Here is a 22,391-nt window from a genome sequence, read left to right as displayed (position 1 = left end):
TAACAATCTATTATTGAATAGCCGAGGAGGGCCAAAATGAAATTCTCGACCTGTCTGAAACTATCGACGATGCTCATCGGTGGGCTGCCGATCGCGGCACTGGCGCAAACCCCCGCCCCCGCCGACCCGCGCGACGATTTCGCGTCGGCCGAGATCGTCGTCACCGCGCGCAAGCAGGCCGAAAGCCTCAGCGATGTGCCGCTGGCCATCACCGCCTTCGATTCGACCCGGATCGAGGAACAGGGCATCAATGACCTGAACGATGTCGCCCGCCTGACCCCCGGCCTCGGCTTCACCTCGGTCATCGGCGAATTCCTGCCGACGCCGGTCATCCGCGGCGTCACCCAGACCGACCTGTTCGGATCGGACCCCAATGTCGCGATTTTCATCGACGGCGTCTATACCGGGGCACGCGAAGCGCTCAACTTCGCGCAGGCCGACATCGAGCGCATCGAAGTCGTCAAGGGACCGCAGAGCGCGCTTTACGGCCGCAACGCCTTTTCCGGTGCGATCAATATCATCTCCAAGCGGCCGACCAACGATCTTTCGGGCCGCGCCGAAGTCGTTTACGGAACCGGACAGCGGTTCAGCGTCCTGGGCTCGGTGTCGGTTCCGCTGATCCGGGACAAGTTAGCGGTAAAGATCACCGCGTCGCACAGCGAATATGGCGGCAGCCACAAGAACCTCACCGGTGGCCCCGATCTGGGCGGCTATAATTACGACACGATCCAGTCGGTGGTGCGCCTGACGCCGACCCCCGATTTCGAAGTCGTCGGCGGCGTCTATTATTCGAGGGACGCCATCAGCCCGCCGGCGGTATCGGCACTCGCCCCGAACTGCGAATTATCGCGCGGCGTGAACCAGACCTTTTGCGGCGTGATACCGTCGCTGCCAAAGGCCGAACTCAGCTCGCACCCCGACGCTTATGGCCAAAAGCGCAAAGTGCTGCGCACCTTCCTCGACATGAAACTCAACATCGGCGACTGGCAGGTCGGATGGCTGACCGGCTATAACAAGACCGACCTGCGCGCGCTGACCGATGCTTCGCGCGGCCTTCCCTATACCTTCCGCTATCGCACGGCCACTGGCGCGATCCGCACCTTCGACACGACGCTGTTGCGCGAGGAAGGCGAACCCAAATTCACCGAATATAGTCAGGAAATCCGCCTGACATCGCCGCAGGAAGCGCCGATCCGCGGCGGCGTCGGCGGATTCTATTTTTCGGGCACGCAGGTCCGGCCGAATTTCGACGCCGTCAGCACGACGCCGCTTCCGGCCGATTTCGTCGCCACCTTCCCGGTGCCCGGCCCCTGGAACACCTTCTTCGACGGTGTGATCTTCGACAAGACCGTCACCAAGAAGGTCGAGAATTTCGCGCTGTTCGGCTTTGCCGAGGCCGATGTGACCTCGCGCCTCACGCTGCGCGCCGAATTGCGCTATGGCCGCGAGAACCAGCGCACGCTTCAGCCTGCGTCGAATATCGGGCGGCCGACGGCGGCGATCGACAAGCGCCTGCACTTCACCACCTGGACGCCGCGTTTCGGCATCCAGTACAAGGCCAGTGACGACCTGATGCTCTATGCCTCGGCCGCGCGCGGCGCCAAGTCGGGCGGTTTCGACATCAATGCCCCGACCGAGCAATATGATCCCGAATATAATTGGACCTATGAAGTCGGCGTCAAGGGAAGCTGGCTGGACGGCCGCGTTTCGGCGGACATCAACGCCTTTTACATCGACTGGACGAGCATCCAGATCCCGGTGCTCGATTTCACCCAGGCGCCGCCGGTTGCGGTGACGCGGAACCTGGGCGACGCGACCTCGAAGGGTTTCGAGGCCCAGCTTACCGTGCGTCCGGCGCGGCCGTTGACCGCGGTGTTCGGCGTTTCCTATACCGATGCGACCTACAAGAATGCGGTCATCGCCGGGTTCGCCAATTTCCCGTCCTTCGCGCCGGACGGCGATGTTTCGGGCAATCGCCTGCAGGCAGCGTCCAAATGGCAGCTCACGAGTTCGCTCGATTATGAGCAGCCGCTCTTCGGCAGCGTCGATGGCTTTTTGCGCGCCGACGCCTCCTATCGAAGCAAGCAATATATGGACTCGACCAATTTGGCGATCCTGCCGAGCCGCGTCCTCGTCAACCTTCGCGCCGGGATCGAAAACGGAAAATGGCGGCTGGAGGCCTTTGCCGAAAATCTGTTCGACAATGATCGCCCGACCTTTGCATTCCGTGACGTGTATCTGAGCAACGTCCTCAATGGCGCGCCGGTGGTTTTCCCACCGCGCATCACCGTGTCGCATCCGCGCGGCCGCGAAATGGGGGTGCGTGCCTCGGTTCGCTTCTGATACGACGACGATGGCCGGAAAACCGCGTGTCGCCCTTTGCGGGACGGCGCGCGGTTTCCGCGCAGTGACACCTATTTGAAGGATCCTCCGACATGGCCCAAATCGCGCGCATCGACCAATTGGGAGGCCCCGAGGTCATCCATTTCCATGATGTCGAATTGGCTCCGCCCGTCGCGGGTGAGGTTCGCGTCCGCCACACCGCGCTGGGGCTGAACTTCATCGACACCTATCACCGCCGCGGTATTTACCCCGTCGACCTTCCCGCCGAACTGGGAGTTGAAGGCGTCGGTGTGGTCGAGAGCGCGAGCGACGGCGTCGCCGACTTTGTCCCGGGCCAGCGCGTCGGCTATTTCGGTCCCGAGCGCGGCGCCTATGCGACGCACCGCAACATCGCCGCGACGTCGCTCTTTCCCATTCCCGACGACATCGACGATGAAACCGCCGCCGCAGTGCTGCTCAAGGGCTGCACCGCCGAATTTCTGGTCGAGCGCTGCGCCCGGGTGGAAGCCGGCTGGCCGGTGCTCGTCCATGCCGCCGCGGGCGGGGTCGGCCTGATCCTGGTCCAATGGCTGAAGGCGATCGGCGCGGTGGTGATCGGCACCGTCGGCAGCGAAGCGAAGGCGGCCGAGGCGCGCGCCGCGGGCGCCGACCATGTCATCCTCTATCGCAGCGAGGATACGGCCCGCCGCGTTCGGGAGCTCACCAACGGCAAGGGCGTTCGCGTGGTGTTCGATGGGGTCGGCCTGGCAACATGGGACGCCTCGCTCGACAGTTGCGGAATGCGCGGCTTGATCGTTTCCTACGGCAATGCCGACGCGCCCGTCACCGGGATCAGCCTGGGCGTGCTCGCCATGAAGGGCTCGCTCTATAACAGCCGCCCGATGCTCTATCATTATTACGCCGACCCGGCGGAGCGTGCGGCCGGGATCGCGCGATTGTGGGCCATGCTGCGCGGCGGCAAGGTCAAGGTCAAGATCGGCCAGCGCTATGCGCTCGAAGACGCCGCGGCGGCGCACCGCGACCTCGAAGCGCGCGCAACTACCGGCTCCGGCCTGCTGCTGCCCTGAAAGGCGGCCCCGGCCGCAACGCCGGGCCGCCGCTTGATCAACCGATCTCGATCAACTCGATCCGTTCGCCTGCCAGCCCGCGCACCGTCGCGGTGCGGCGGCCGCCATAAAGCGGGCCGTCGCGGCGAACCGGCGGCGCGATGAAGGGAACATCGAGGGCATCGAGATCGTCGACCGCCAGCGCGATCATCGCATTGCCGGCGGGCAGCATCGCAGGATCGCCCGGCCGCGCGGTCGCCTCAGCCGGGTAATCGTCGACCTCGACGATCGGCAACCGGCCTTTCTGGACCATCGTGATCGTGGTGCGATAGTCGTCGCCCAACCCGAACGCATTGTTGATCATCGAATAGGATAGCGTGTAGCTCGACGAAATCTCGAGCTTCAGCGCCTGTTCGAACCAGCGAAGGCTCGCCTCGCGATCGGGCGCCGCGAGGACGACGATGAAGATATGATCGGTGAGCGAGGCGGCTTTCGGCAGGTCGGATGTCGGCGTGTTTTCCGCCACCTCGTTGAGATAAATCATCTCACGCCCGCGCCCCGTCACCTGCATCGGGATGAAATAGGGCAATCCCTCCAGTTCCTTGGGCGGGCCGACGATGTCGAAGCCGCTCTCGCGCAGCCTCCCGGGCCAGCCGAACACATCCTGCACCGTCAGTTCGAACGCCGCCCAGCCATAGCTGCGCGTCGGCTTGAAATCGTCGGGCAGCGGCGCCTCGACCAGCCGGATGAAGCACGGCGCCCCGCTTTGCGGCTGGAGCGTCGCGAAGCGCGCGCCGCCGCTTTTCGGGCAGCCCCAGCTTGCCGCGAGGTCGGCGTCGATCGTCCCCTGTTCGACGATGTCGAGGCCAAGGCAATCGTGATAATCGGTCAGCGCCGCATCCAGATCGGGGGTCGAAACCACGCCGCCCATGATGCGGCCATGGGACAGAAAATTACTCATTGGAACACCGCCTTGCGTTTTTCGAGGAACGCCGAAACCCCTTCGGCAAAATCGGCGCCAGTAAATGCCGCGGCGAACAGCGCGTGCGTTTGGTCGTCGTCGTCGGCCTGCCCGTCGAGGATGCGGCGGACGATTTTCTTGGTGTTGCGGACGCTGTGCGACGAAGCCGCCGCGATCGTGTCGGCCAGCGCGGTCGCGGCCGCGACCGGATCCTCGTCGATGATCTCGATCAGCCCGATCCGCTGCGCCTCTTCGGCGGGCAGCAACTGCGCGGTGAACAGGATGCGCTTGGCCTGAGCGGGGCCGACCAGATCGACGAGCAATTTGGTGTCGTGGAGTGAATAGACAAGGCCGAGCTTGGCCGGGGTGATGCCGAAACGCGCACGCGGTGAAGCGACGCGCAGGTCGCAGGCGATGGCAAGGCCGCACCCGCCGCCGACGCAATCGCCATCGATCGCGGCGATCACGGGCTTTTCGGCGCGGGCCAGCTCATGCTGCGCGCGGCGGATCGCCGCCTGATTGCGGACCCGCCAGTCGGGATCGAGCGCGCCCGCCCCGAACTCGACAATATCGGCTCCGGCGCAAAACGGCCCCGCCGCCGCCGACCGCAGGATGACGACCTTGATCGCGGTATCGTCCATCGCATCGGCGAGTAGTTCGGGAAATGCCTCCCACATCGCCTGGGTGAAGGCGTTGCGCTTTTCGGCGCGGTCGATCAGCAGATGCGCGACCGTCCCCTGCTTTTCCAGCCGCACACTCATGCCGGATCGACCTGGGCCAGATGCTGCGCGATCGCGTGGCGCGTGGTGATCCACACATCCTTTCTTGCGGTGACGTGGCGGAAGAATTCTTCTAGCGCCCAGATCCGTCCCGGCCGCCCGATGATGCGCAGGTGCAGGCCGAGCGACATCATCTTGGGATTGCCCGCCTCGCCCTCGCGGTAGAGCTGGTCGAAGCAGTTCTTGGCATAATCGAGCCACTGGACCGGGGTCATCGCGGGATCGGTCCACATCTTCATGTCGTTCGAATCGAGCTGATAGGGGACGATCGCGATCGGCTTTCCGGGCACGGTGTCGCGGTCCCAGAAGGGAACGTCGCCCGAATAATCGTCCATATGATAGGTGAAACCCTCCTCGATCAGCAGGCGGCGGGTGTTGTCGGTGTGGAAATAGCGGCTGAGCCAACCATAGGGTCGCACCCCGACCGTCTTTTCGATCGAGGCCGCCGCCTTGCGGATGAACTCGCGCTCCTGCGCCTCGTCCATCTTGAATTGATGGACCCAGCGCCAGCCGTGGCTGACCGGCTCGTGCCCAAGGTCGGCGATCGCCTGCGCGATTTCGGGATGATTCTCGAGGCTCAGCGCCGCGACGGTCCAGCTTGCCATGATGCCATAATCGCGCAACAGCCTGACGACGCGCGGCGCCCCAGCCTTGATCCCGTAGAGATAGTTGGATTCATTGCTGTAATTGCGGATCGGCGATTTGATGTGGATGCCGAGTTCGTCGACCGGCTCCATCCCGCGGTCGCCGCGCGCCACGGTCATTTCGGACCCTTCCTCGACATTGACCACCACCGACAGCGCCATTTTGGCGCCGTTCGGCCAGTCGATCCGTTCTTCCTTCATCAATGCATCTCCTCACCGCCCGAGACGTTGAGCGCCTCGCCGGTTACGTAAAAGGCGTCGTCGGACGCGAGCCAGGCGCAGGCGGCCGCGGTATCGCTGCCCAGCCCCGGACGCCCCATCGGATTCTTGCGCTTCATATTGTCGAGATAGGCCTCGACGCTGTCGAAGCCCAAGAGCTTGGAGAAATAGTCATTCTGCTTCGCACCGAGCCCGGTGGTGACATGGTTGGGGCACACCGCGTTGACGGTGATGCCGTGCGCGCCGAGTTCGATCGCATTCGACCGGGTCAACCCCACCATGCCATGTTTCGAAGCGGTATAGGGCGCCATGTGCGGAAAGCCCGACTTCGCCGCCTGGCTGGCGATGTTGATGATGCGCCCGCCGCGCCCGGCCGCGATCATCGTGCGGGCGGCCGCCTTGGTGCCGTGGAACGCGCCGGTCAGATTGACGCCGATCACCGCCTCCCATTCGCTGGCGCTCGTTTCGAGAAGCGGCTTCATGATATAGCCGATCCCCGCATTGTTCACCCAGATGTCGAGCGAACCGAACGCATCGACCGCCGCCTGGGCCAGCGCGTCGCAGCTCTCGCCCGAACGCACGTCGCACGGGACGACCGCGACCTTTGCTCCGCGCGCGCGGAGTTCGTCGGCCACGGCGCTCATCGCGGCGGTGGTCCCGATGTCGCCCGCGTCCATATGCTCGGCGGGTTGACCAAGGTCCGATACGACGCAGTGGGCGCCTTCGTCGGCAAAGCGTTGCAGAATCGCCTGCCCCAGCCCCTTGTCGCGCCCCGATCCGGTGACGACGACCGTCTTGCCTGCGAAGCGCCGCATCACAGCGCCTCTGTCAGGATGAACTGGGGATTGTCGGCGAATTGCTGAAATTCGGCGGCCACTTTTTGCACCGCTTCGCCGGCGACATCGGCGCCAAAACCATCCATGTCGGCGACGTCGATCACCTCGATATAGGCATAGGGCGGAGCCGCGTCGCTGCCAAGCAGACCCGTCGCGCGATAGACCTGGAAATCGGCGACCGAACCCAGCGCGTTGACCCCCGGAATGTCGGTGGTGCGCGCCCATCGTTCATAGGCGCCTGCATCGACGCCCGCTTTGAGATTGAACAAGACGATGATCTGCATGATGCTCTCCTTTCAATATCCATAGATCGCGGGACGGCGATAGGCAGCCAGCGCCGCATCAAGGCTGCGTGCGAGCGCGAAGAGACCCGCTTCCCTCCCGGCCTCGCCGACGACCTGAAGCCCGAGCGGCAACCCGTCCGCCGTCCAGCCCATCGGCAGCGATAGCGCGGGCAGGCCAGCGAAATTGGCGAGGCAGGTGAAATCGGCCTGCGCCGCCGGGTCGTCCTGACTGTGCGGAAAGGGGGGATTGGGCGTCGTCGGCAACATCAGATAGCCATGCTCTGCGACCGCCGCGCGAAGCTGCGCGGAAACCCGCGCCAGAATTTGCTGGTCGTCGGCCCAGTCGCGGTCCTTGCGGCGCGGGCCATAGGCGACCGCGCGGCGCAGGCGGTCGGACAGTTTTTCCGGGTCGGCGCCCGCCAGATGGGCATCCATCGCCTTGGCGACATGGATGAAGCCGGCAAAGCGGATGCGGCTTTGCGGCCAATCGAGCTTGATCTGGGGCAGACCCGCCGGGCACGCCGCGGCAAAGGCGGCCGCGATGGCCGGATCGACAGCGACGCCGTGATCGATCAGCACCGCCCCGGCCTCACCCATCATGCCCTCGCCGAAATCGGACATCGTCCGCGCCATGCGTTCCAACAGGTCGAGATCGCGTGCCAGCGGACCGATGGCGTCGAAGGCCAAGTCGGTGGCTTCGAGGCCGTGCTGGCTGACGCGATCGGTCGCGGGCTTGAAGCCATAGATGCCGCAATGCGCCGCGGGGATGCGGATCGATCCCATCGTATCGGTGCCGAGCGATGCGTCGCACAGCCCTGCCGCCACTGCCGCGGCCGAGCCGCCGGACGAGCCGCCGGGCGAATAGCCGATATGATGGGGGTTCTGCACCGGCCCGTACCAGGGATTGTCGGACTTCGAGCCGAGCGCCGCTTCCTCCATATTGAGGCTGCCGACGATGATGGCACCTGCCGCACGCAATCGCGCGACCGTGTCGGCGTCGCGGTCGGCGATCCGGTCGCGAAAAAGCTCCATCCCGCCGGTCCAGGGCAATCCCCGGACGGCGACATTCGCCTTGACGCCGACCGTCACCCCGGCAAGCACTCCCTCGCCGCCGGTCGCCTCGTCATCCCAGTCGACAAAGGCGTTGAGCCGCGCATTTGCCGCGTCGAGGCGTGCGCGGTCGATCACACGCCGCGCTCGTCGATCAGGCGGATCGGCTTTTGCCGCACGTCGATCTGCGTCGCGGCGGCGGTTTCGCCCGCCCCGACCAGCGCCACCGTCACTTCGACGCCCAGCCCCTGGCGCAGCATCGCGGACAACTGCCCGGGGTCGGTGCCGCCGCGGCTTTCCAGCGTCACGCGCATGTCGTCGCGCCCCGCCGCATCGCGCGACAGGTGACAGACATATTCGCCGGTCAGGTCGGCGCGATTCTCGATCAAGGCACCGATCGCGTGCGGAAAGACGTTGATCCCGCGCAGCTTGACCATATTGTCGCTGCGTCCCTTGAAGCCGGCGATCCGCTTGAACACCATCCCGGTCTGGTTCGCGCCGCTCAGTTCGTGCGTGATGTCATGGGTGTTGAAGCGGATGCACGGCGCGATATCGTCCTTGTACAGGCAGGTGACGACCATGTCGCCGGTCTCGCCCGCCCCCACCGGCGCGCCGCTGTCGACGTCGAGCAGTTCCAGATATTGGGCGTCTTCCCAGACATAGAGGCCATCGCGCTCGGGGCCTTCGCCGGCGATGGTGCCGGTATCGCCGACGCCATACCAGTCATAGGCCTTTGCTCCGCCCCATGCCTGTTCGACGCTGGCACGATCCTCGGTGCCCAGATGGCCGCAGATCATCTTGATATGGATCTGATCCATCAGCCCCTCGGCGGCCGCGACATCGGCAAGCTTGCGGATATAATCGACGAAACCGACGAGCACCGACACGCCGAAATCGCGCATCAACCCGATTTGGTTGATCGAGCGCGTTTCGATCCCTGTCCCCGCTGACAGGAAGATCGAATTGGTGAAATGGGTCACCGCCTCGCGGATATAATGGCCGCCGTTGATCATGCCGTGCCCATAGACCGACTGGACCACGTCATCGGCGGTCAGTCCCTGCCAGCGATACATGCGCCCGACGAGCAGATTGCCGACCTCGCGCCCCTTGGCGCCGAACAGCAGCGCCTGTGGCCGCCCGGTGGTGCCCGAGGTGGTGTGAAAGAAAACCGGCGGGCGATCGTCCCCTGCCCCCAGTCCCGCGAAATCGCCGTAGGGCGGATAGGCGCCGATCGATGCCATCAGGTCGCTCTTGTCGTAAACCGGCAGCTTGACGATGTCCTCGATCCCCCGAATGTCGCCCGCCTCGATGCCCTTCGCGCCCCACAGACGCTGATAAAAGGGGATTTCCCAGCCGCGCCGCATAAGCTTCAGAAACTGCGCGTCCTGGACCGCGTGAAGCTCGTCGCGGCTCATCGCGGTGTAGCGCGCGACGAATTCATCGCCGACGGGATAGTCGCGAAGCATCTGTTTGGCATCGAAGGCTTCAAAAAGGCTGGGGAAAGTCATACAGGCTCCGGACGTGTGACATAGGAAAGCGGGTCGGTGAACAGGCGCAGATCGGGTGCGCCGACGGCAAGTTCGCGGGCAAGGCCGCGTTTGGCCTCGGTCTGGTCGGCGCTCATCGCGGCATCGGGATGGCCCAGCGTCGCGGGAATGATGCGTTCGACAGTCGATCCATCATCGCGCGTCACCACCAGCCGCTGCGGCGACAGCGCATTGGGATCGGCGTTGCCGTCGCAGGTAATGACGAGCTTCGACGCCAGCGCCACGATCGCCGGATCGGCGAAGGTCGCAGCCGTAAACCGCCGTGGATCGATGCGGCGGTCGGTCAGCATCAGCGCAGCGAGCAGCGGCAGGCAAAGCCGTGCATAGGCCGGCGTCATGTCGGCCTTCAGCGGGCGGCCCACCAACCGCTCGATCAGCGGCGGAACGAACGCCTCGATCGTCGCGACCGATCCGGCATCGACCGCACCTTCGCGCAATAAGGCGTCGAGAGTCGCCAGCACCGCATGGCTGGCGCGGCCCGAGGGGAAAGGCTTGATGCTGACCTCCACGATGCGCCAGATGCTGCCGAGCGCATCGGCGTAAGGGGCAAGATCACCGCGATCGAACAGCCGGAAATAACCGAATGGCCCCTCGAGCGCGTCGTGCGGGCCGGTCAGCCCGGCCTTGACCAGATCGACCGCCGCCACCGCCGCACGCGCTGCGCCGGCAATCTGGAGCGGCAGCGCGATCGAGCCTTCGACATGCGCCTGCATCGTCCCCGCGCATTGCGAATAGGCGAGGCCCAGCACGTCGGCCAGCGCCTCCACCCCGTCGATCCGCGCGACCGCCAGCGCCGCGCCGATACAGCCGGCGGTGGCGGGACGGAAAAAGGTCAGCGGGGTATCGGCGGCCAGCCCCATCCCGCACGCAATATCGACCCCGATCGCCAGCGCGGTCAGCGCTTCGTCGGGATCGCAGCCGCCGCGCCGGTCGATCGCCGCCATCACGGCAGCCGTAACGGTCGACAGCGCATGGACCACCGCTGGCTCGTGGACGGCATCCCATTCGAGGCAGTGAATCTGGAATGCGTTGACGAACGCCGCGCCCGCGGCGGGCAAACGGGTTTCGCGTGCGATGATGCGGGCGTCGTTTCCCTGGCCCCACATGCTGGCCGCCGTCAGCACGCCATCGGCGCCGGGCGCCGTCACCCCGGCAGCCCCGGTGGCGAGCGTATCGCCGAGCAGGTGCAGCGCCGCGTCGCGCACCGATGTTGGCGGTCGATGCTCCGCCTGGGCGAAATCGAGCAGGCGCTGCGTTGCGTTGGTCACAGCCAATCCTCCAAAAGGTCGGTAACGGCGGACACGCGATCGGTTTCGAGGACGGTCGAAATCGCATTCTCGGCCGCCGTCGCGGCGATGCCGCCCCATATCATCAGCGCCCGGGCCTTCTCGATCACGCCATCGACGGGCAGCGGCCGTTCGGGATCGCCGCGCGCGTCGGCCAGCGTCACCGATCCGGCCCCGCTCGATACCGTCGCGCCGAAATGCGCGGGGTAGGCGGCGGTCAGCGCCTCGTCCTCTGCAACGGTGACGAGCGCGCGCACCTCCGCCAGGGCGGCGATGGCGTCGGGCTCGAAATCGGTCAGCCGGGGCTCGCCGCGCGCCATCACCACGGCAACGGCATGTTGCAGCGAGAATTTCGCCTCCGCGACGCCGTCGGGCGTCGCCCGGTCGCAAAAGGTCAGCGCGTCGCGATAGGTCGACACCGTCACCGGCCCGGCCAATTTCCCGGCCGCCTTCAACGCCAGCGCGGCGTCGATCGCGGGGTGGGCGTGGCGGCACGCGCCCCACGGCTTGAAGCTGACTTCGTCGATCCGCCAACCCGCGCCAAGGGCGAGCGGCTTCGCTTCGGTGCAGGTCGCGGCGAACAGGCCCTGCGGTCCTTCGAGGATGAAGCGCGGCCCGGTCACCCCCGCCATCGCCTGCCGCGCCGCCGCGCGCCCAGTCGCGACTGCATGGGCGATATGCCATTGCTTCGCCATTACCGGCTCGTGCCGCATCTGCCACAGGCCGCCGGTCACCGAACCGGCAAGCCCGAGGGCCGAAACGAGCTGATCCTGGCTCGCGCCCAAGCGGCATGCCGCCGCCGCCGCCGCTCCGAAACAGCCGGCGGTGGCGCTATTGTGCCAGTGGCCGTAATGGCGCGCGTCGAAAGTGGCGCCGATTGCGATGACCGCTTCATATCCGCGCACCGCGGCGGCGAGCGCTTCGTCCAGCGCGTCGCTCCCCGCCCCCAGCACCGCGGGCCAGATGACCGGGCCGGGATGCAGGATGGCCGCACGGTGAACATCGTCCATTTCCAGCACATTGCCGAGCCAGGCCGCCCGATCGACCACGGCCTCGCCGAGCCGATCGCGGCGCTGTATCCGGCCGATTTCCGAGTTTCGTGCACCCGCGACGCAGCCGATCCAGTCGAGCAGATGGAGCCGCGCCTTTGTCTGGACAATATTTTCCATCGGGCGCTGCAAATGCTGTGCAGTTCGCTCTATCAGGCTATGATCGTCGGCGTTCACCGGGCAGTCTCCGGCCGATGATCAGCCCAAAGGGGAGAATGGATTTGTCGATCGCAATTCGAAATGGCAACGGAAAGCCGCGCTATCAGGCGCTGGCCGACGAATTGCGCGCCGAAATCCTGCGCGGCGATTATCCCGACCCGGCGCAGTTTCCGACCGAAAGCATACTCTGCGCGCGCTACGGCGTCAGCCGCTTCACCGTTCGCGAAGCGCTGCGCTCGCTGCAAAGCGAAGGATTGATCCAGCGTCGCCGCGGATCGGGGACGGTGGTCCAGCCGGCGGCGGCGCGCGGCGGCGCGCTGCACCAGCCGTTGTCGAACGTTGGCGAAATCCTGCAATATGCCCGCGACAGCAGCTATGTGTTCGAACCGATGGGCACGACGCCGCTCCCCAGAAAGCTCTCCGTCCATATCGGCGACGCGTCGGGCGGGCGCTGGCACCATTTCCGGGGTCTTCGGACGCGGCAGGGCGAACAGGGACCGATCGCGCTGACCGACACCTATATTCATCCCGATCTTGCCGCCGCGGCGCGGCAGATCCGGCCCAACGAGGATCCGGTCTTTCGCCAGCTCGAACGGCTGGCCGGGCTTCGCATCGCGCGCATCACCCAGGATATTCAGGCGGTATCGGCGAGCGCGCCGGTAGCCGCCGCACTCGACGTGCCGCGACGCAGCCCCTGCCTTCGCATCCTGCGCTGCTTCGTCGATCCGTCCGACCGGATATTCGAGATTTCGGCCAGCCACCATCCGGGCGACCGTTTCGCCTATGCGATGCATATCGAGGCGGACAAATAGGAGGTCAGCCATCGCGGCCGAGTTCCGGCGCCGTCGTTGGCGTCCACGGCGCTTCGTCGGCGAAGCGGATCGCGGGCGCAATCTGGTGCGCCCCATCCGTCGCCGCGACCAATCCGCGTTCGGCGATATGCGGCGCGGCGAACGCTTCGCGAAAATCGAGGATCGGCGAAAAAGCGACATCCTTGTCGGCGAACCATTGCACCCATTGATCGCGCGTGCGGGTTACAAAAATGCCGCGCAGAAATGCGATCAGCGGCGCCTGCGCATCGCCCGGCGCCTCGCTGCCGAGCGGGATGAGGTCGGGACGGCCCAGCGCGGTCAATAGATTGGCAACGAATTTGGGTTCGCGTCCGCCCAGCGCGACATGCCGTCCATCGGCGGTGTCATAGATATTATAGAAAGCCGCGCCGCCCAGCGAGCGCTGGCTGTCCGATCGCGGCGGATCGCCGCCGCCGATCGCGGTTCCGGCGATATGCGCGCACCAGGGCAGCATCGCGTCGAACATCGCAATATCGACATAATCGCCCTTGCCGCTCGCCGCGCGGCCGATCAGCGCCATCAGCACCGCCGACAGCGCGGTCAGACCCGCCGCCATATCGGCCGACGCGGCGCCGGGAACGACCGGCGTTCCGTCCGGCCCGTCGTTGACCGACAGGAACCCCGCCATCGCCTGCACCGCCATGTCGTGCGCGGGATGGTGCGCGAGGGCGCCCGTCTGCCCAAAGGCCGAAATCGAGCAATAGACGAGTCGCGGGTTGCGCGCCGCCACCGCCGCATAGCCAAAACCCAGCCGGGCTACGACGCCGGGGCGAAACCCCTCGATGAACACATCGGCCTCGTCGATCAGGCGCCAAAGCGCCGCGCACCCGGCTTCGCTTTTAAGGTCGAGCATGACGCTCTGCTTGCCGCGGTTGAGGTTGCGGAACCAGATCGACTGCCCGGCCTCGAACGGCGCCTGGTCGCGCGCCGGGTCGCCCGAGGGTGGCTCGACCTTCACCACCTCGGCGCCCTGGTCGGCCATCATCATCGACAGCATCGGCCCCGGCAGGAACTGCGACAGATCGACGACCTTGATGCCCGACAGCTTCCCCATCGGATCAGACGATGCCGTCAGCGCGCAGCGCCGCCACTTCGCTCGCCGCATAGCCGGCTTCGGCCAGCACCGCGTCGGTGTCGGCGCCAAGCAACGGCGCGGCGCGATTGGGCAGCCGTTCGCCATCGAAACGGATCGGGTTGGCAAGCACCTGCATTTCGTCGCGGTCGGGATGCGACACGCTGTCGATCATCCCGGTTTCGCGCAGCCAGGCGCTGTCGAGCGCCTGGTCGAGACCATAGACGGGCGATACCGGCATATGACTGGCGAGCAGGTCCATCCAATAGCCGACCGGCTGCGTGCCGAAGATGCCGTCGAGAACATCGGTAAGCGCATCGCGGTGGGCCAGCCGGTCGGCGGGTGTCGCGAAACGCGGATCGGCCGCCAACTCGGGATGGCCGATGCGCTCGATCAGCACGGTCCAGAATTTCGGAAGCTGCGCCATGACGAACAGCCAGCCATCGGCGGCGCGGAACATCTGGCTGGGCGTCACCGACGGATGCGCCGACCGCGGCACCCGCCCCGTGACATCGCCTTCGTTCAGATACCAGAGCGCCGGATAGCTCATCTGGTGAACCGCCGCCGACAACAGATCGACATCGACATCGCGGCCCTTGCCCGTCCGCTGGGCATCGACCAGCGCGCCGAGCAACCCGATCGTCATGATCGTGCCGGTGATGAAATCGACGAGCGACAGCCCGGCGCGCGTCGGGGGGGCGTCGGGCTCGCCGGTCATCGCCATCCACCCCGCCTCGGCCTGCATCAGATAGTCGTAGCCCGGCCAGCGGCGACGTTCATTGTCGCGGCCATAGGCCGACAGATGCGCGCAGACGATCGCCGGATTGGCCTGCCCCATTTTTGCATAGGTCAGTCCCATGCGGTCGGGCAGGTCGCCGCGCAGATTATTGACCATCGCGTGGCTCGACGCGGCGAGCCGCGCCAATATCGCCTGCCCTTCGGGCTTGTTGAGGTCGAGCGTCAGCGAGCGCTTGTTGAGGTTGAAGCTCTGGAAATAGAGGCTTTCGCCCTCGCGCAGATAATGCGGGCCGACCGCGCGCGCGGTATCGCCCACCCCCGGCGGTTCGATCTTGATGACCTCGGCGCCCATCTGCGCTAGGAACATGGTGCCATAGGGGCCCGCGCCATATTGTTCGGCCGACAGGATGCGAAAACCGGCCAGCGGCAGTGGTGCCGTCACGCCGGATTCCTTTTCAGCCACTGCTTGGCGATAATCATCCGCTGCATCTCGTTGGTGCCCTCGCCGATGCACATCAGGGGGGCGTCGCGATAGAAACGCTCGATCTCATATTCCTTGGAATAGCTGTATCCGCCGAAAATGCGCATGCCTTCCTCCGCGTTGCTCAGCGCAGCCTCCGAAGCGAAGAATTTCGCCATGCCGGCTTCCATGTCGCAACGCTCGCCGCGGTCATAGGCCTGCGCCGCCTGCGCGACGAGCAACCGCGCCGCCTCGGTGCGGGTGACCATTTCGCCGAGCTTGAGCTGGATCGCCTGATGCTGGGCGATAGGCTTACCCATCGTCTTGCGGATCTGGGCATATTCGGTCGAGAGCCGCAGCGCGCCTTCGGCGAGCCCCACCCCACGCGCCGCGACGTTGATCCGCCCGAGCTCGAGCCCGCCGGTCGCCTGGAAAAAGCCCTGCCCCTCGACCTCGCCGATCAGATTTTCGGCCGGGATGCGATAATTGTCGAACACCAGTTCGGCGCTATCGATAGCCTTGTAACCCAGCTTGTCGAACTTCTTGCCGACCGAAAATCCGTCGCCCTTTGGGGCGAGGAAGAAACTCATGCCCTTGTATCGCGGCTCGGCCTTGGGATCGGTCTTGACCAGCAGCGCAAAGCAGCTTCCCTGAATGCCGTTGGAAATCCAGGTCTTGGTGCCGTTGATGACATAATCGTCACCGTCGCGCACCGCGGTGGTGCGAATGCCCTGAAGATCGGTGCCCGCGTCGGGTTCGGTCAGCGCCAGGCCGCCGCGGATCGCGCCGCTCGCGAATTGCGACAGCCATTTCGTCTTCTGCGCCTCTGTCCCGAAGCGTTCGACCGCCGCCGCCATGATGAGGTGCGAATTGACGATTCCGGTCAGCGCCATCCAATAGGAGGAGATGCGCGTGATGATCTTGGCATAGGTGGTCGCCGGCAGGCCAAGGCCGCCATATTCCTGTCCGATGGTGGCGCCGAACAGCCCCATTTCCGCCATCTGTGCCACCAGTTCGGCGGGCCAGATGTCGTTATGATCGTGATACATGACGACGGGGCGCACATCGCGTTCGATCCAGCGGTCGATGCTGTCGAGCAGCGCCGCCTCGTCGTCGGGGTCGATCTGGCGTTGAATGGGGTCGGTCATCCGGGCTTCCTCAATCATCGACCGGGCCGAAGCCGCGCTTCCAGATCAGCATGACGCGGACGAAATCGCACACGACTTCGCCATGCTGATTCTTGCCGATGGTCTTGATGGTCACGATGCCCTGTTCGGGGCGCTTACCCGATTCGCGCTTTTCCAGCACCTCGGTCTCCGAATAAATCGTGTCGCCGGCAAAGACCGGCTTCAACAGACGGATTTCCTTCCAGCCGAGATTGGCGACCGATTTCTGGCTGACATCGGAAACGCTCTGCCCGGTCATGATCGCTACCGTCAGCGGCGAACAGACCAGCGGCTTTTTGAACTCGGTCTTCTTCGCAAATTCGAAATCGAAGTGAGCCGGATGCGTGTTCATCGTCAGCAGGGTGAACCAGGTGTTGTCGGTCTCGGTAATCGTCCGGCCGGGGCGGTGCTCGTACACGTCCCCGACAACAAATTCCTCGTAGTAGCGGCCAAAACTTTCGCGATACCGCTGCGGCCCGACCTCGATCACACCGTCACGCATCTTGCATACTCCGCATTGCCAATATCCTTTGATAGCGTCGCATGATCGGTGTTTCGAGCATGCGACCATTGAAACGAACCGCGGCCCCGCCGGCCGCGTCGAAAACCCGTTGCGCCTCTTCGGCTTCGGCGATCTCGTCCGCCGTCGGGCGGAACGCGGCATTGATCGCGGCGACCTGTGCCGGATGGATCGCCGCCTTGCCGGTAAAGCCCATCGCTTTCGCGGCCTCGGCCTCGGCGCGCAGTCCGTCGGCATCGTCGAGGGCAAGGAAAGGCACATCGATCGCCGGAATGCCGCCGCCCGCACAGGCCATGACGAACAGTCCGCGCGCGGTGCGCAGCGGCTCCCACGCCAGCATCACCCCAAGGTCCGCCGACAGGTCGCCGCCGCCGAACATCATCGCGGCCACGCCCGGCGCCGCCGCGATGTCCGGCGCCGCGCGCAACCCCTTCACCGTCTCGATCAACGGGACGATGCCGGGGGCGCGGTCGCCCAGCACCGCGCGAACGAGCGCCGGTTGCGCGTCGCTTTCGACCATCGGAACGAACAGCAGGGCGGGCAGCGTCGCCGCATCGTCGAGCGCGAGCAGGTCTTCCAGCCCGGCGCGGGTCGCCAGGCCGTTGATGCGCATGGCCAGGCGCCGGTCGCCGCCGGCCAGCGCTGCGATCGCCGCCGTACGCGCGCCGACCTTGCCCGCCTCGGGAACCGAATCCTCCAGATCGATGCACACGGCATCGGCGCCGCTCGCCAGCGCCTTTTCGAATCGCTCGGGCTTCGAACCCGGCACGAACAGCATCGACGAAAGGCCATTGGCCGTGGTCACGAATGAATCTCCCTGATTGCGGCTTTAAGAATTTGTCCGGACAACTTATAAGTCAAGCGCAAATGTCGGAAAGGGCGAATTTCATCAGAAGGGCTTGACCGCTCCGATAAAGGAAACGGCGATCAACAGCGCATAAACGACGAAAACCCATATCCGCGTGCGGTCCATCGTGCGGAGCAACGGCCCCTCGGTCGCGTCGCTCGATCCCTGCTCGATCAGACGCGCCAATTGCGGTCCGACGGGTTTGAAACAGACGTCGATCAGGATGGCGGCGACAAAGATCAGGCCGAACAGCAAGGCTTTTGCCGCCAGCCAGGGCGGCGCCAGCGGCGCGCCGCTGGTGAGCGAGACCGTGCCCAGCGCCAGATAGCCGACGGCAATCGCATATTTGAGCCAGCTTTCGATCCGCCGGTTGCGCACCGCGCGGGGCGTCATATCGTGATGATGCGCGTCCCAGATGAGCCAGAGCCAGACGAAACCCGTCGCCCAGGCGGCCGCCAGCGCGGCGAGCGGCAGCGCCCAGAATCCACCCAGGACCAGCAGCGTCAACGAGGACGGCACCATCAGCGCCCAGGCCGAACGCGGGAACATATCGATGCCGACCAAGAGCCGCAGGAGCGCGAGTCGCTGATCGAGCGAATAGCGAGTCCGCTTGCGAAACTGCTGACCGGCCAAGAATACGCCGATATCGCCGCCGAGCCAAATAACGAACAATATCAAATGGAAATAGACCATCATCGGATAGGCCAGATCGTTCAGCGACATCATCATCTCTCCCATTCCCTGCCATTGCGGCTTGACAGCCTTTCTTCAACATGAAAGTTGTCCGGACAAATCACAAGAGGCGACACGCAATGATCGCCGTGATCGGAACGAGGGAGAACGACATGAAACAGTTGCTTTTGGCTACCACCGCCCTGCTGTCCGCCGGCCTGTCCGCCGCGCCGCTTCACGCACAAACCGCCCCCGACGAACAACAGGCCTCCGCCGACGATGAGAAGGCGAGCGGTATCCAGGACATCATCGTTACCGCCCAGCGCCGGGCGGAAAGCGTGCAGGATGTCCCGATCGCAATTTCCGCTTTCTCGTCCGACCAGCTGCGCGAACAGGGCATTTCCAACACATTGGAGCTTGGCCAGTTCGTTCCGAACCTCGTCTCGATGAACAATACGGGGATTGGCTCGGCGAACGCCTATTATCTGCGCGGGCTCGGCAATACCGAAACCATCGCCACGTTCGACCCGCCGGTTGGAACCTATGTCGACGATATTTATCTTTCGCGGCAGAATGCCAATAATCTCAGCCTGTTCGATGTCGAGCGCGTCGAGGTTCTGCGCGGGCCGCAGGGAACATTATTCGGTCGCAACACAACCGGCGGCGCCATCAACGTCATCATGCGCGATCCTGGTCATGACGGCAGCGGCTATGCCGAAATCGGCTATGGCCGGTTCAACAAGCGGCTGGCCCGCGGGTCGAAGGATATTTCGCTGGCCGATACCTTCGCGATCAAGCTCAGCGGCTATTATCAGAATGACGATGGCTATGCGAGAAATGTCACGACCGGCGACCGTTTGAACGACGATGACGGCTGGGGCATCCGCCTTGGCGTCAAGGGCGAGATGGCCCCGTGGGCGCGCTGGACCGGTTCCTATGCCCATATCGCCGCCAATGGCGAAAACATCATGAACTATGACTGCAACCCGGGAGACCTCAGCGACTGCAAGGGGCGCTTCATCACGACGGGGCTGCCCGCGGGCGGGTCGGCGGCGACGTCGCCCTATGCGCCGGTTCAGGTCGCTGGCCGCAAGGCCAATTATCTTCAGGGCAATCGCACGGGAACCGATCTGATCACCTCGAATCTGGAGATTGATCTGTCGTCGGATATCTCGCTCAACCTCATCACCGGATATGTGAATCAGGTGCAGCAATATGCGCTCGACTTCTTCGATGGACGCGGCGCACCCAGCCTTGCCGTCCCCCGGCCGCCCGTCCGGGGCTATCCAAGAGGCGGGTTCGTCTATCTGAACGACGGATTGAACCAGCAGTTCACGCAGGAAATCAAGATCAACGGCGAATTGCTGAACGGACGCATCAATTTCGTCACCGGCCTCTATTATATGGATGAACGGAACAAGACCGATTATGCGGGTGTCTTCACGCTGTCCCCGGCGCTGACGATCCTGCTGAATGACGATATTATCCGCAATAATACCACGGCTTATGCCGGATATGCGCAGGCCGATTTCAACATCACCGATGCCATTACGCTGACGGCCGGCATTCGCTATACCGACGAAACCAAGTCCTTCCACGTCAGCGACAATCGGGCGAGTTGCAACGACGGCACGATCGAGGCGACCTGCCTCAACGACGCCAATTTGTTCGGGCCGTCGGGGGAAGCCATCCCGACCAGCCAGACCACCAAGATCTGGACGCCGCGCTTTGCCGTCAACATCAAGCCAACCGAAGATATCCTGCTCTTCGCATCGGCGACGCGCGGTTTCAAATCGGGCGGCTGGAACGCCCGCGCGACCACGCCCAGCCAGCTTTTGCCGTTCGGCCCCGAAAAGGTCTGGAGCTATGAAGGCGGTATCAAGTCCGAATGGTTCGACCGGAAAGTGCGCGTGAACCTGACCGGCTATTGGTCCGACGTCACCAGTCTCCAGACGCCGTCGGCCTTTATCGCCCCCAATGGCTCGATCACCTTCATCACCCGCAATTTTGCCGATTATCGCAACTATGGCGTCGAAGGCGAACTGACGTTCGCGCCGACGCCGGAATTGAACCTGTTTGCGAATTTCGGGTATCAGAACGACAAATATATCATCGATCGCAATGCGCCCGACGTCGATATTTACGGCATCCAGTCGGTCGCCGCGCAGCAGCGCGATTGCCTGGCCCAGCTCGCGGCGGGCAATATTCCCGGCGGCCCCAATGCCGGGTCGTGCGCGGCCGGTATTATCGGGCCTGACGGCAATCTGGCCACCCCGGTGCGCACGCCGGACTGGTCGCTTGCATTGGGCGGAAGCTATGCCTTTGCCCTGCCGTCGGATATGACGCTGGTTCCGTCGGTGAACGCAAGTTACCGTTCGGATTTCGAAGTCAGCACGTCGAACTACTCGCTTTATACCGGGTCGATCACGGGAACGAACGGCACCTTCCCCGCCAATCCCTACAGCGGCGATTTCATTACCGGTTCGGCGAGCCAGGCGAGCTGGTTGATCAACGCCGGACTGGCGCTCAACGGGCCGGACAACAAGTGGCAGATTTCGGCCAATTGCACCAATTGCTTCAATAGGGCCTTTGTCCAGACATCCTTGGCGAACTTCAACTATCTGAACCCGCCCATGTCCTGGACCATTCGCGGTCGGATCAATTTCTGATGCGATATGCGAGGTCGTTGTTGCTCCTGCTGGTGGGTGCGCCGCTTTTGATAGCGGCCACCTCGCCGGACCCCGTTTTCGATAAGAGATTCAACAGCTTTATCGACGCCGGCTATGATGCTCTGACGGCCCCGCCCGAATGGTTTGATCCGACCGAACGCGTGGCGGGCGGCGGGGACACTTCGATCCCGGTCGCCGCCCCCTCGACAAAAGCCATCGCCTCCACCGCCCTTGCCGCAGCGGCGAGCTATGCCGAGGCACAGGGATCGACGGCGTTGATCGTGATGCGCGATGGAGCCGTCGAATATGAACATTATTGGCGGGACAATGGCCCCGACAGTGTGTTCAATCCGCAATCGATGTCAAAGACCGTGCTGGCGCTTCTGGTCGGCGCCGCGATCGCCGACGGCAAGATCCGGTCGGTCGACGACCCGGTCGAACGCTATGTGCCCGAATGGCGCGGCGATCCGCGCGGCAAGATAACGATCGAAAATCTTCTCAACATGGCGAGCGGGCTGGCCCAATTGGAAGAGGGCTTCGGCTATGAACTGACCCCTGAAAATCCGGCAGCGCGGCAACATTTCGGTTCGGACTTCCATGCGCCGATCCTGACCCTGCGGGCCAAGGTGCCGCCGGGCCAAACCTTCGACTATAATAATAACGGCAGCAACCTGCTCGGCCTCATCGTCGAGCGGGCCACGGGCGAACGCTATGCCGATTATCTGTCGCGCAAGCTCTGGGCCCCGCTCGGCCTGCGCGACGCCCACCTCTATCTCGACAAGCCCGAGGGTCATCCGATCACGGCCTGCTGCATCCTGTCGCACCCGCGCGATTGGGCCAAGATCGGCCAGTTGATCCTCCAGAACGGCAAATGGGAGGGACGGGAGATCGTCCCGGCATCGTGGATTGCCGCGATGATCAAACCATCGGCCCCCTATAAGGGCTATGGCTATCAGATCTGGCTGGGCGACCAGAAGGTGGAAGCCGAGCGACCGTCCCATCTGGCGCCCGACGACAGTTGGCAAAGCGAGCCCTTCGCGGCGCCGGACATCATCGCCCTTCGCGGTCATGGGTTCCAGCGCGTATGGATCATCCCCTCGAAAAAGCTGGTGATCATGCGCGCGGGAAAAAGCTGGCCGCCGTCGTGGAACGAAGCCCTGATCCCCAATATATTGATCCGCGGGATGAAATAA

20 protein-coding genes are annotated in these 22,391 nt (G+C 64.4%); 5 read left to right on the top strand and 15 right to left on the bottom strand.

Annotation, left to right across the window (positions count from 1 at the left end):
• Positions 1–36: 36 nt before the first annotated feature.
• Together CVO77_RS00970 and CVO77_RS00965 are read left to right on the top strand one after the other, a co-directional pair.
• On the top strand, positions 37–2,343 hold the full coding sequence (locus CVO77_RS00970) for a TonB-dependent receptor (RefSeq protein WP_105997482.1): 2,307 nt from the start codon (positions 37–39) through the stop codon (positions 2,341–2,343).
• Between the two features lie 92 nt (positions 2,344–2,435).
• A complete protein-coding gene (locus tag CVO77_RS00965; RefSeq protein ID WP_105997481.1) occupies positions 2,436–3,410 on the top strand; it encodes a quinone oxidoreductase family protein in 975 nt (324 codons plus the stop codon).
• Between the two features lie 37 nt (positions 3,411–3,447).
• On the opposite strand, the gene CVO77_RS00960 is transcribed toward CVO77_RS00965, so the two are convergent.
• From CVO77_RS00960 to CVO77_RS00920, 9 genes are read right to left on the bottom strand one after another with little or no spacing between them, the layout of a single operon-like run.
• Positions 3,448–4,350 (bottom strand): VOC family protein, encoded by a 903-nt coding sequence (locus CVO77_RS00960; protein ID WP_105997480.1) that lies wholly within the window; start codon positions 4,348–4,350, stop codon positions 3,448–3,450.
• Positions 4,347–5,111, bottom strand: a complete 765-nt coding sequence (locus CVO77_RS00955; protein WP_105997479.1) for an enoyl-CoA hydratase/isomerase family protein — start codon at positions 5,109–5,111, stop codon at positions 4,347–4,349. Before CVO77_RS00955 ends, CVO77_RS00960 begins: the two co-directional genes overlap by 4 nt.
• A complete protein-coding gene (locus CVO77_RS00950) occupies positions 5,108–5,974 on the bottom strand; it encodes a polysaccharide deacetylase family protein (protein ID WP_105997478.1) in 867 nt (288 codons plus the stop codon). Before CVO77_RS00950 ends, CVO77_RS00955 begins: the two co-directional genes overlap by 4 nt.
• Positions 5,974–6,807, bottom strand: a complete 834-nt coding sequence (locus CVO77_RS00945; RefSeq protein WP_105997477.1) for an SDR family NAD(P)-dependent oxidoreductase — start codon at positions 6,805–6,807, stop codon at positions 5,974–5,976. Before CVO77_RS00945 ends, CVO77_RS00950 begins: the two co-directional genes overlap by 1 nt.
• Positions 6,807–7,112 carry an REDY-like protein HapK gene (locus CVO77_RS00940; RefSeq protein WP_192878851.1) on the bottom strand — a complete coding sequence of 102 codons (306 nt, stop codon included), beginning with the start codon at positions 7,110–7,112 and terminating at the stop codon, positions 6,807–6,809. Before CVO77_RS00940 ends, CVO77_RS00945 begins: the two co-directional genes overlap by 1 nt.
• Before the next feature lie 12 nt (positions 7,113–7,124).
• On the bottom strand, positions 7,125–8,300 hold the full coding sequence (locus CVO77_RS00935; protein ID WP_105997475.1) for an amidase: 1,176 nt from the start codon (positions 8,298–8,300) through the stop codon (positions 7,125–7,127).
• Positions 8,297–9,670, bottom strand: a complete 1,374-nt coding sequence (locus CVO77_RS00930; protein ID WP_105997474.1) for a phenylacetate--CoA ligase family protein — start codon at positions 9,668–9,670, stop codon at positions 8,297–8,299. The genes CVO77_RS00935 and CVO77_RS00930 overlap by 4 nt, the downstream gene beginning before the upstream one ends.
• Positions 9,667–10,977, bottom strand: a complete 1,311-nt coding sequence (locus CVO77_RS00925; protein WP_242446052.1) for an MmgE/PrpD family protein — start codon at positions 10,975–10,977, stop codon at positions 9,667–9,669. Before CVO77_RS00925 ends, CVO77_RS00930 begins: the two co-directional genes overlap by 4 nt.
• Positions 10,974–12,164 carry an MmgE/PrpD family protein gene (locus tag CVO77_RS00920; protein ID WP_105997472.1) on the bottom strand — a complete coding sequence of 397 codons (1,191 nt, stop codon included), beginning with the start codon at positions 12,162–12,164 and terminating at the stop codon, positions 10,974–10,976. The genes CVO77_RS00925 and CVO77_RS00920 overlap by 4 nt, the downstream gene beginning before the upstream one ends.
• 101 nt (positions 12,165–12,265) lie before the next feature.
• On the opposite strand from CVO77_RS00920, the gene CVO77_RS00915 reads away from it, so the two are divergent.
• Positions 12,266–13,015: a GntR family transcriptional regulator gene (locus tag CVO77_RS00915; protein ID WP_242446051.1), complete on the top strand. Its 750-nt coding sequence runs from the start codon at positions 12,266–12,268 to the stop codon at positions 13,013–13,015.
• Between the two features lie 4 nt (positions 13,016–13,019).
• On the opposite strand, the gene CVO77_RS00910 is transcribed toward CVO77_RS00915, so the two are convergent.
• The 6 genes from CVO77_RS00910 to CVO77_RS00885 all read right to left on the bottom strand — a co-directional run bounded on the left by CVO77_RS00910 (position 13,020) and on the right by CVO77_RS00885 (position 18,586).
• Positions 13,020–14,108, bottom strand: a complete 1,089-nt coding sequence (locus CVO77_RS00910) for a CaiB/BaiF CoA transferase family protein (RefSeq protein WP_105997470.1) — start codon at positions 14,106–14,108, stop codon at positions 13,020–13,022.
• 4 nt (positions 14,109–14,112) lie between these two features.
• Entirely contained in the window at positions 14,113–15,306 is a 1,194-nt protein-coding gene (locus CVO77_RS00905; protein WP_105997469.1) for a CaiB/BaiF CoA transferase family protein, read from the bottom strand.
• Positions 15,303–16,472: an acyl-CoA dehydrogenase family protein gene (locus CVO77_RS00900; protein WP_105997468.1), complete on the bottom strand. Its 1,170-nt coding sequence runs from the start codon at positions 16,470–16,472 to the stop codon at positions 15,303–15,305. The genes CVO77_RS00905 and CVO77_RS00900 overlap by 4 nt, the downstream gene beginning before the upstream one ends.
• 10 nt (positions 16,473–16,482) lie before the next feature.
• Positions 16,483–16,980 (bottom strand): MaoC family dehydratase, encoded by a 498-nt coding sequence (locus CVO77_RS00895; protein WP_242446050.1) that lies wholly within the window; start codon positions 16,978–16,980, stop codon positions 16,483–16,485.
• Positions 16,981–16,984: 4 nt separating this feature from the next.
• Positions 16,985–17,815 carry an HpcH/HpaI aldolase/citrate lyase family protein gene (locus tag CVO77_RS00890; protein WP_242446049.1) on the bottom strand — a complete coding sequence of 277 codons (831 nt, stop codon included), beginning with the start codon at positions 17,813–17,815 and terminating at the stop codon, positions 16,985–16,987.
• Positions 17,816–17,899: 84 nt separating this feature from the next.
• Positions 17,900–18,586 (bottom strand): hypothetical protein, encoded by a 687-nt coding sequence (locus tag CVO77_RS00885; RefSeq protein ID WP_242446048.1) that lies wholly within the window; start codon positions 18,584–18,586, stop codon positions 17,900–17,902.
• Positions 18,587–18,702: 116 nt separating this feature from the next.
• On the opposite strand from CVO77_RS00885, the gene CVO77_RS00880 reads away from it, so the two are divergent.
• Complete coding sequence (locus CVO77_RS00880; protein ID WP_106000546.1) at positions 18,703–21,198, top strand: TonB-dependent receptor; 2,496 nt, start codon at positions 18,703–18,705, stop codon at positions 21,196–21,198.
• A gap of 17 nt (positions 21,199–21,215) precedes the next feature.
• Entirely contained in the window at positions 21,216–22,391 is a 1,176-nt protein-coding gene (locus tag CVO77_RS00875) for a serine hydrolase domain-containing protein (RefSeq protein ID WP_158257959.1), read from the top strand.

This window comes from Sphingopyxis lindanitolerans (assembly GCF_002993885.1).
GTDB lineage: Bacteria > Pseudomonadota > Alphaproteobacteria > Sphingomonadales > Sphingomonadaceae > Sphingopyxis > Sphingopyxis lindanitolerans.
Note: the sequence above shows the minus strand (reverse complement) of the source record. Positions and strands in the feature narration are given on the sequence as shown.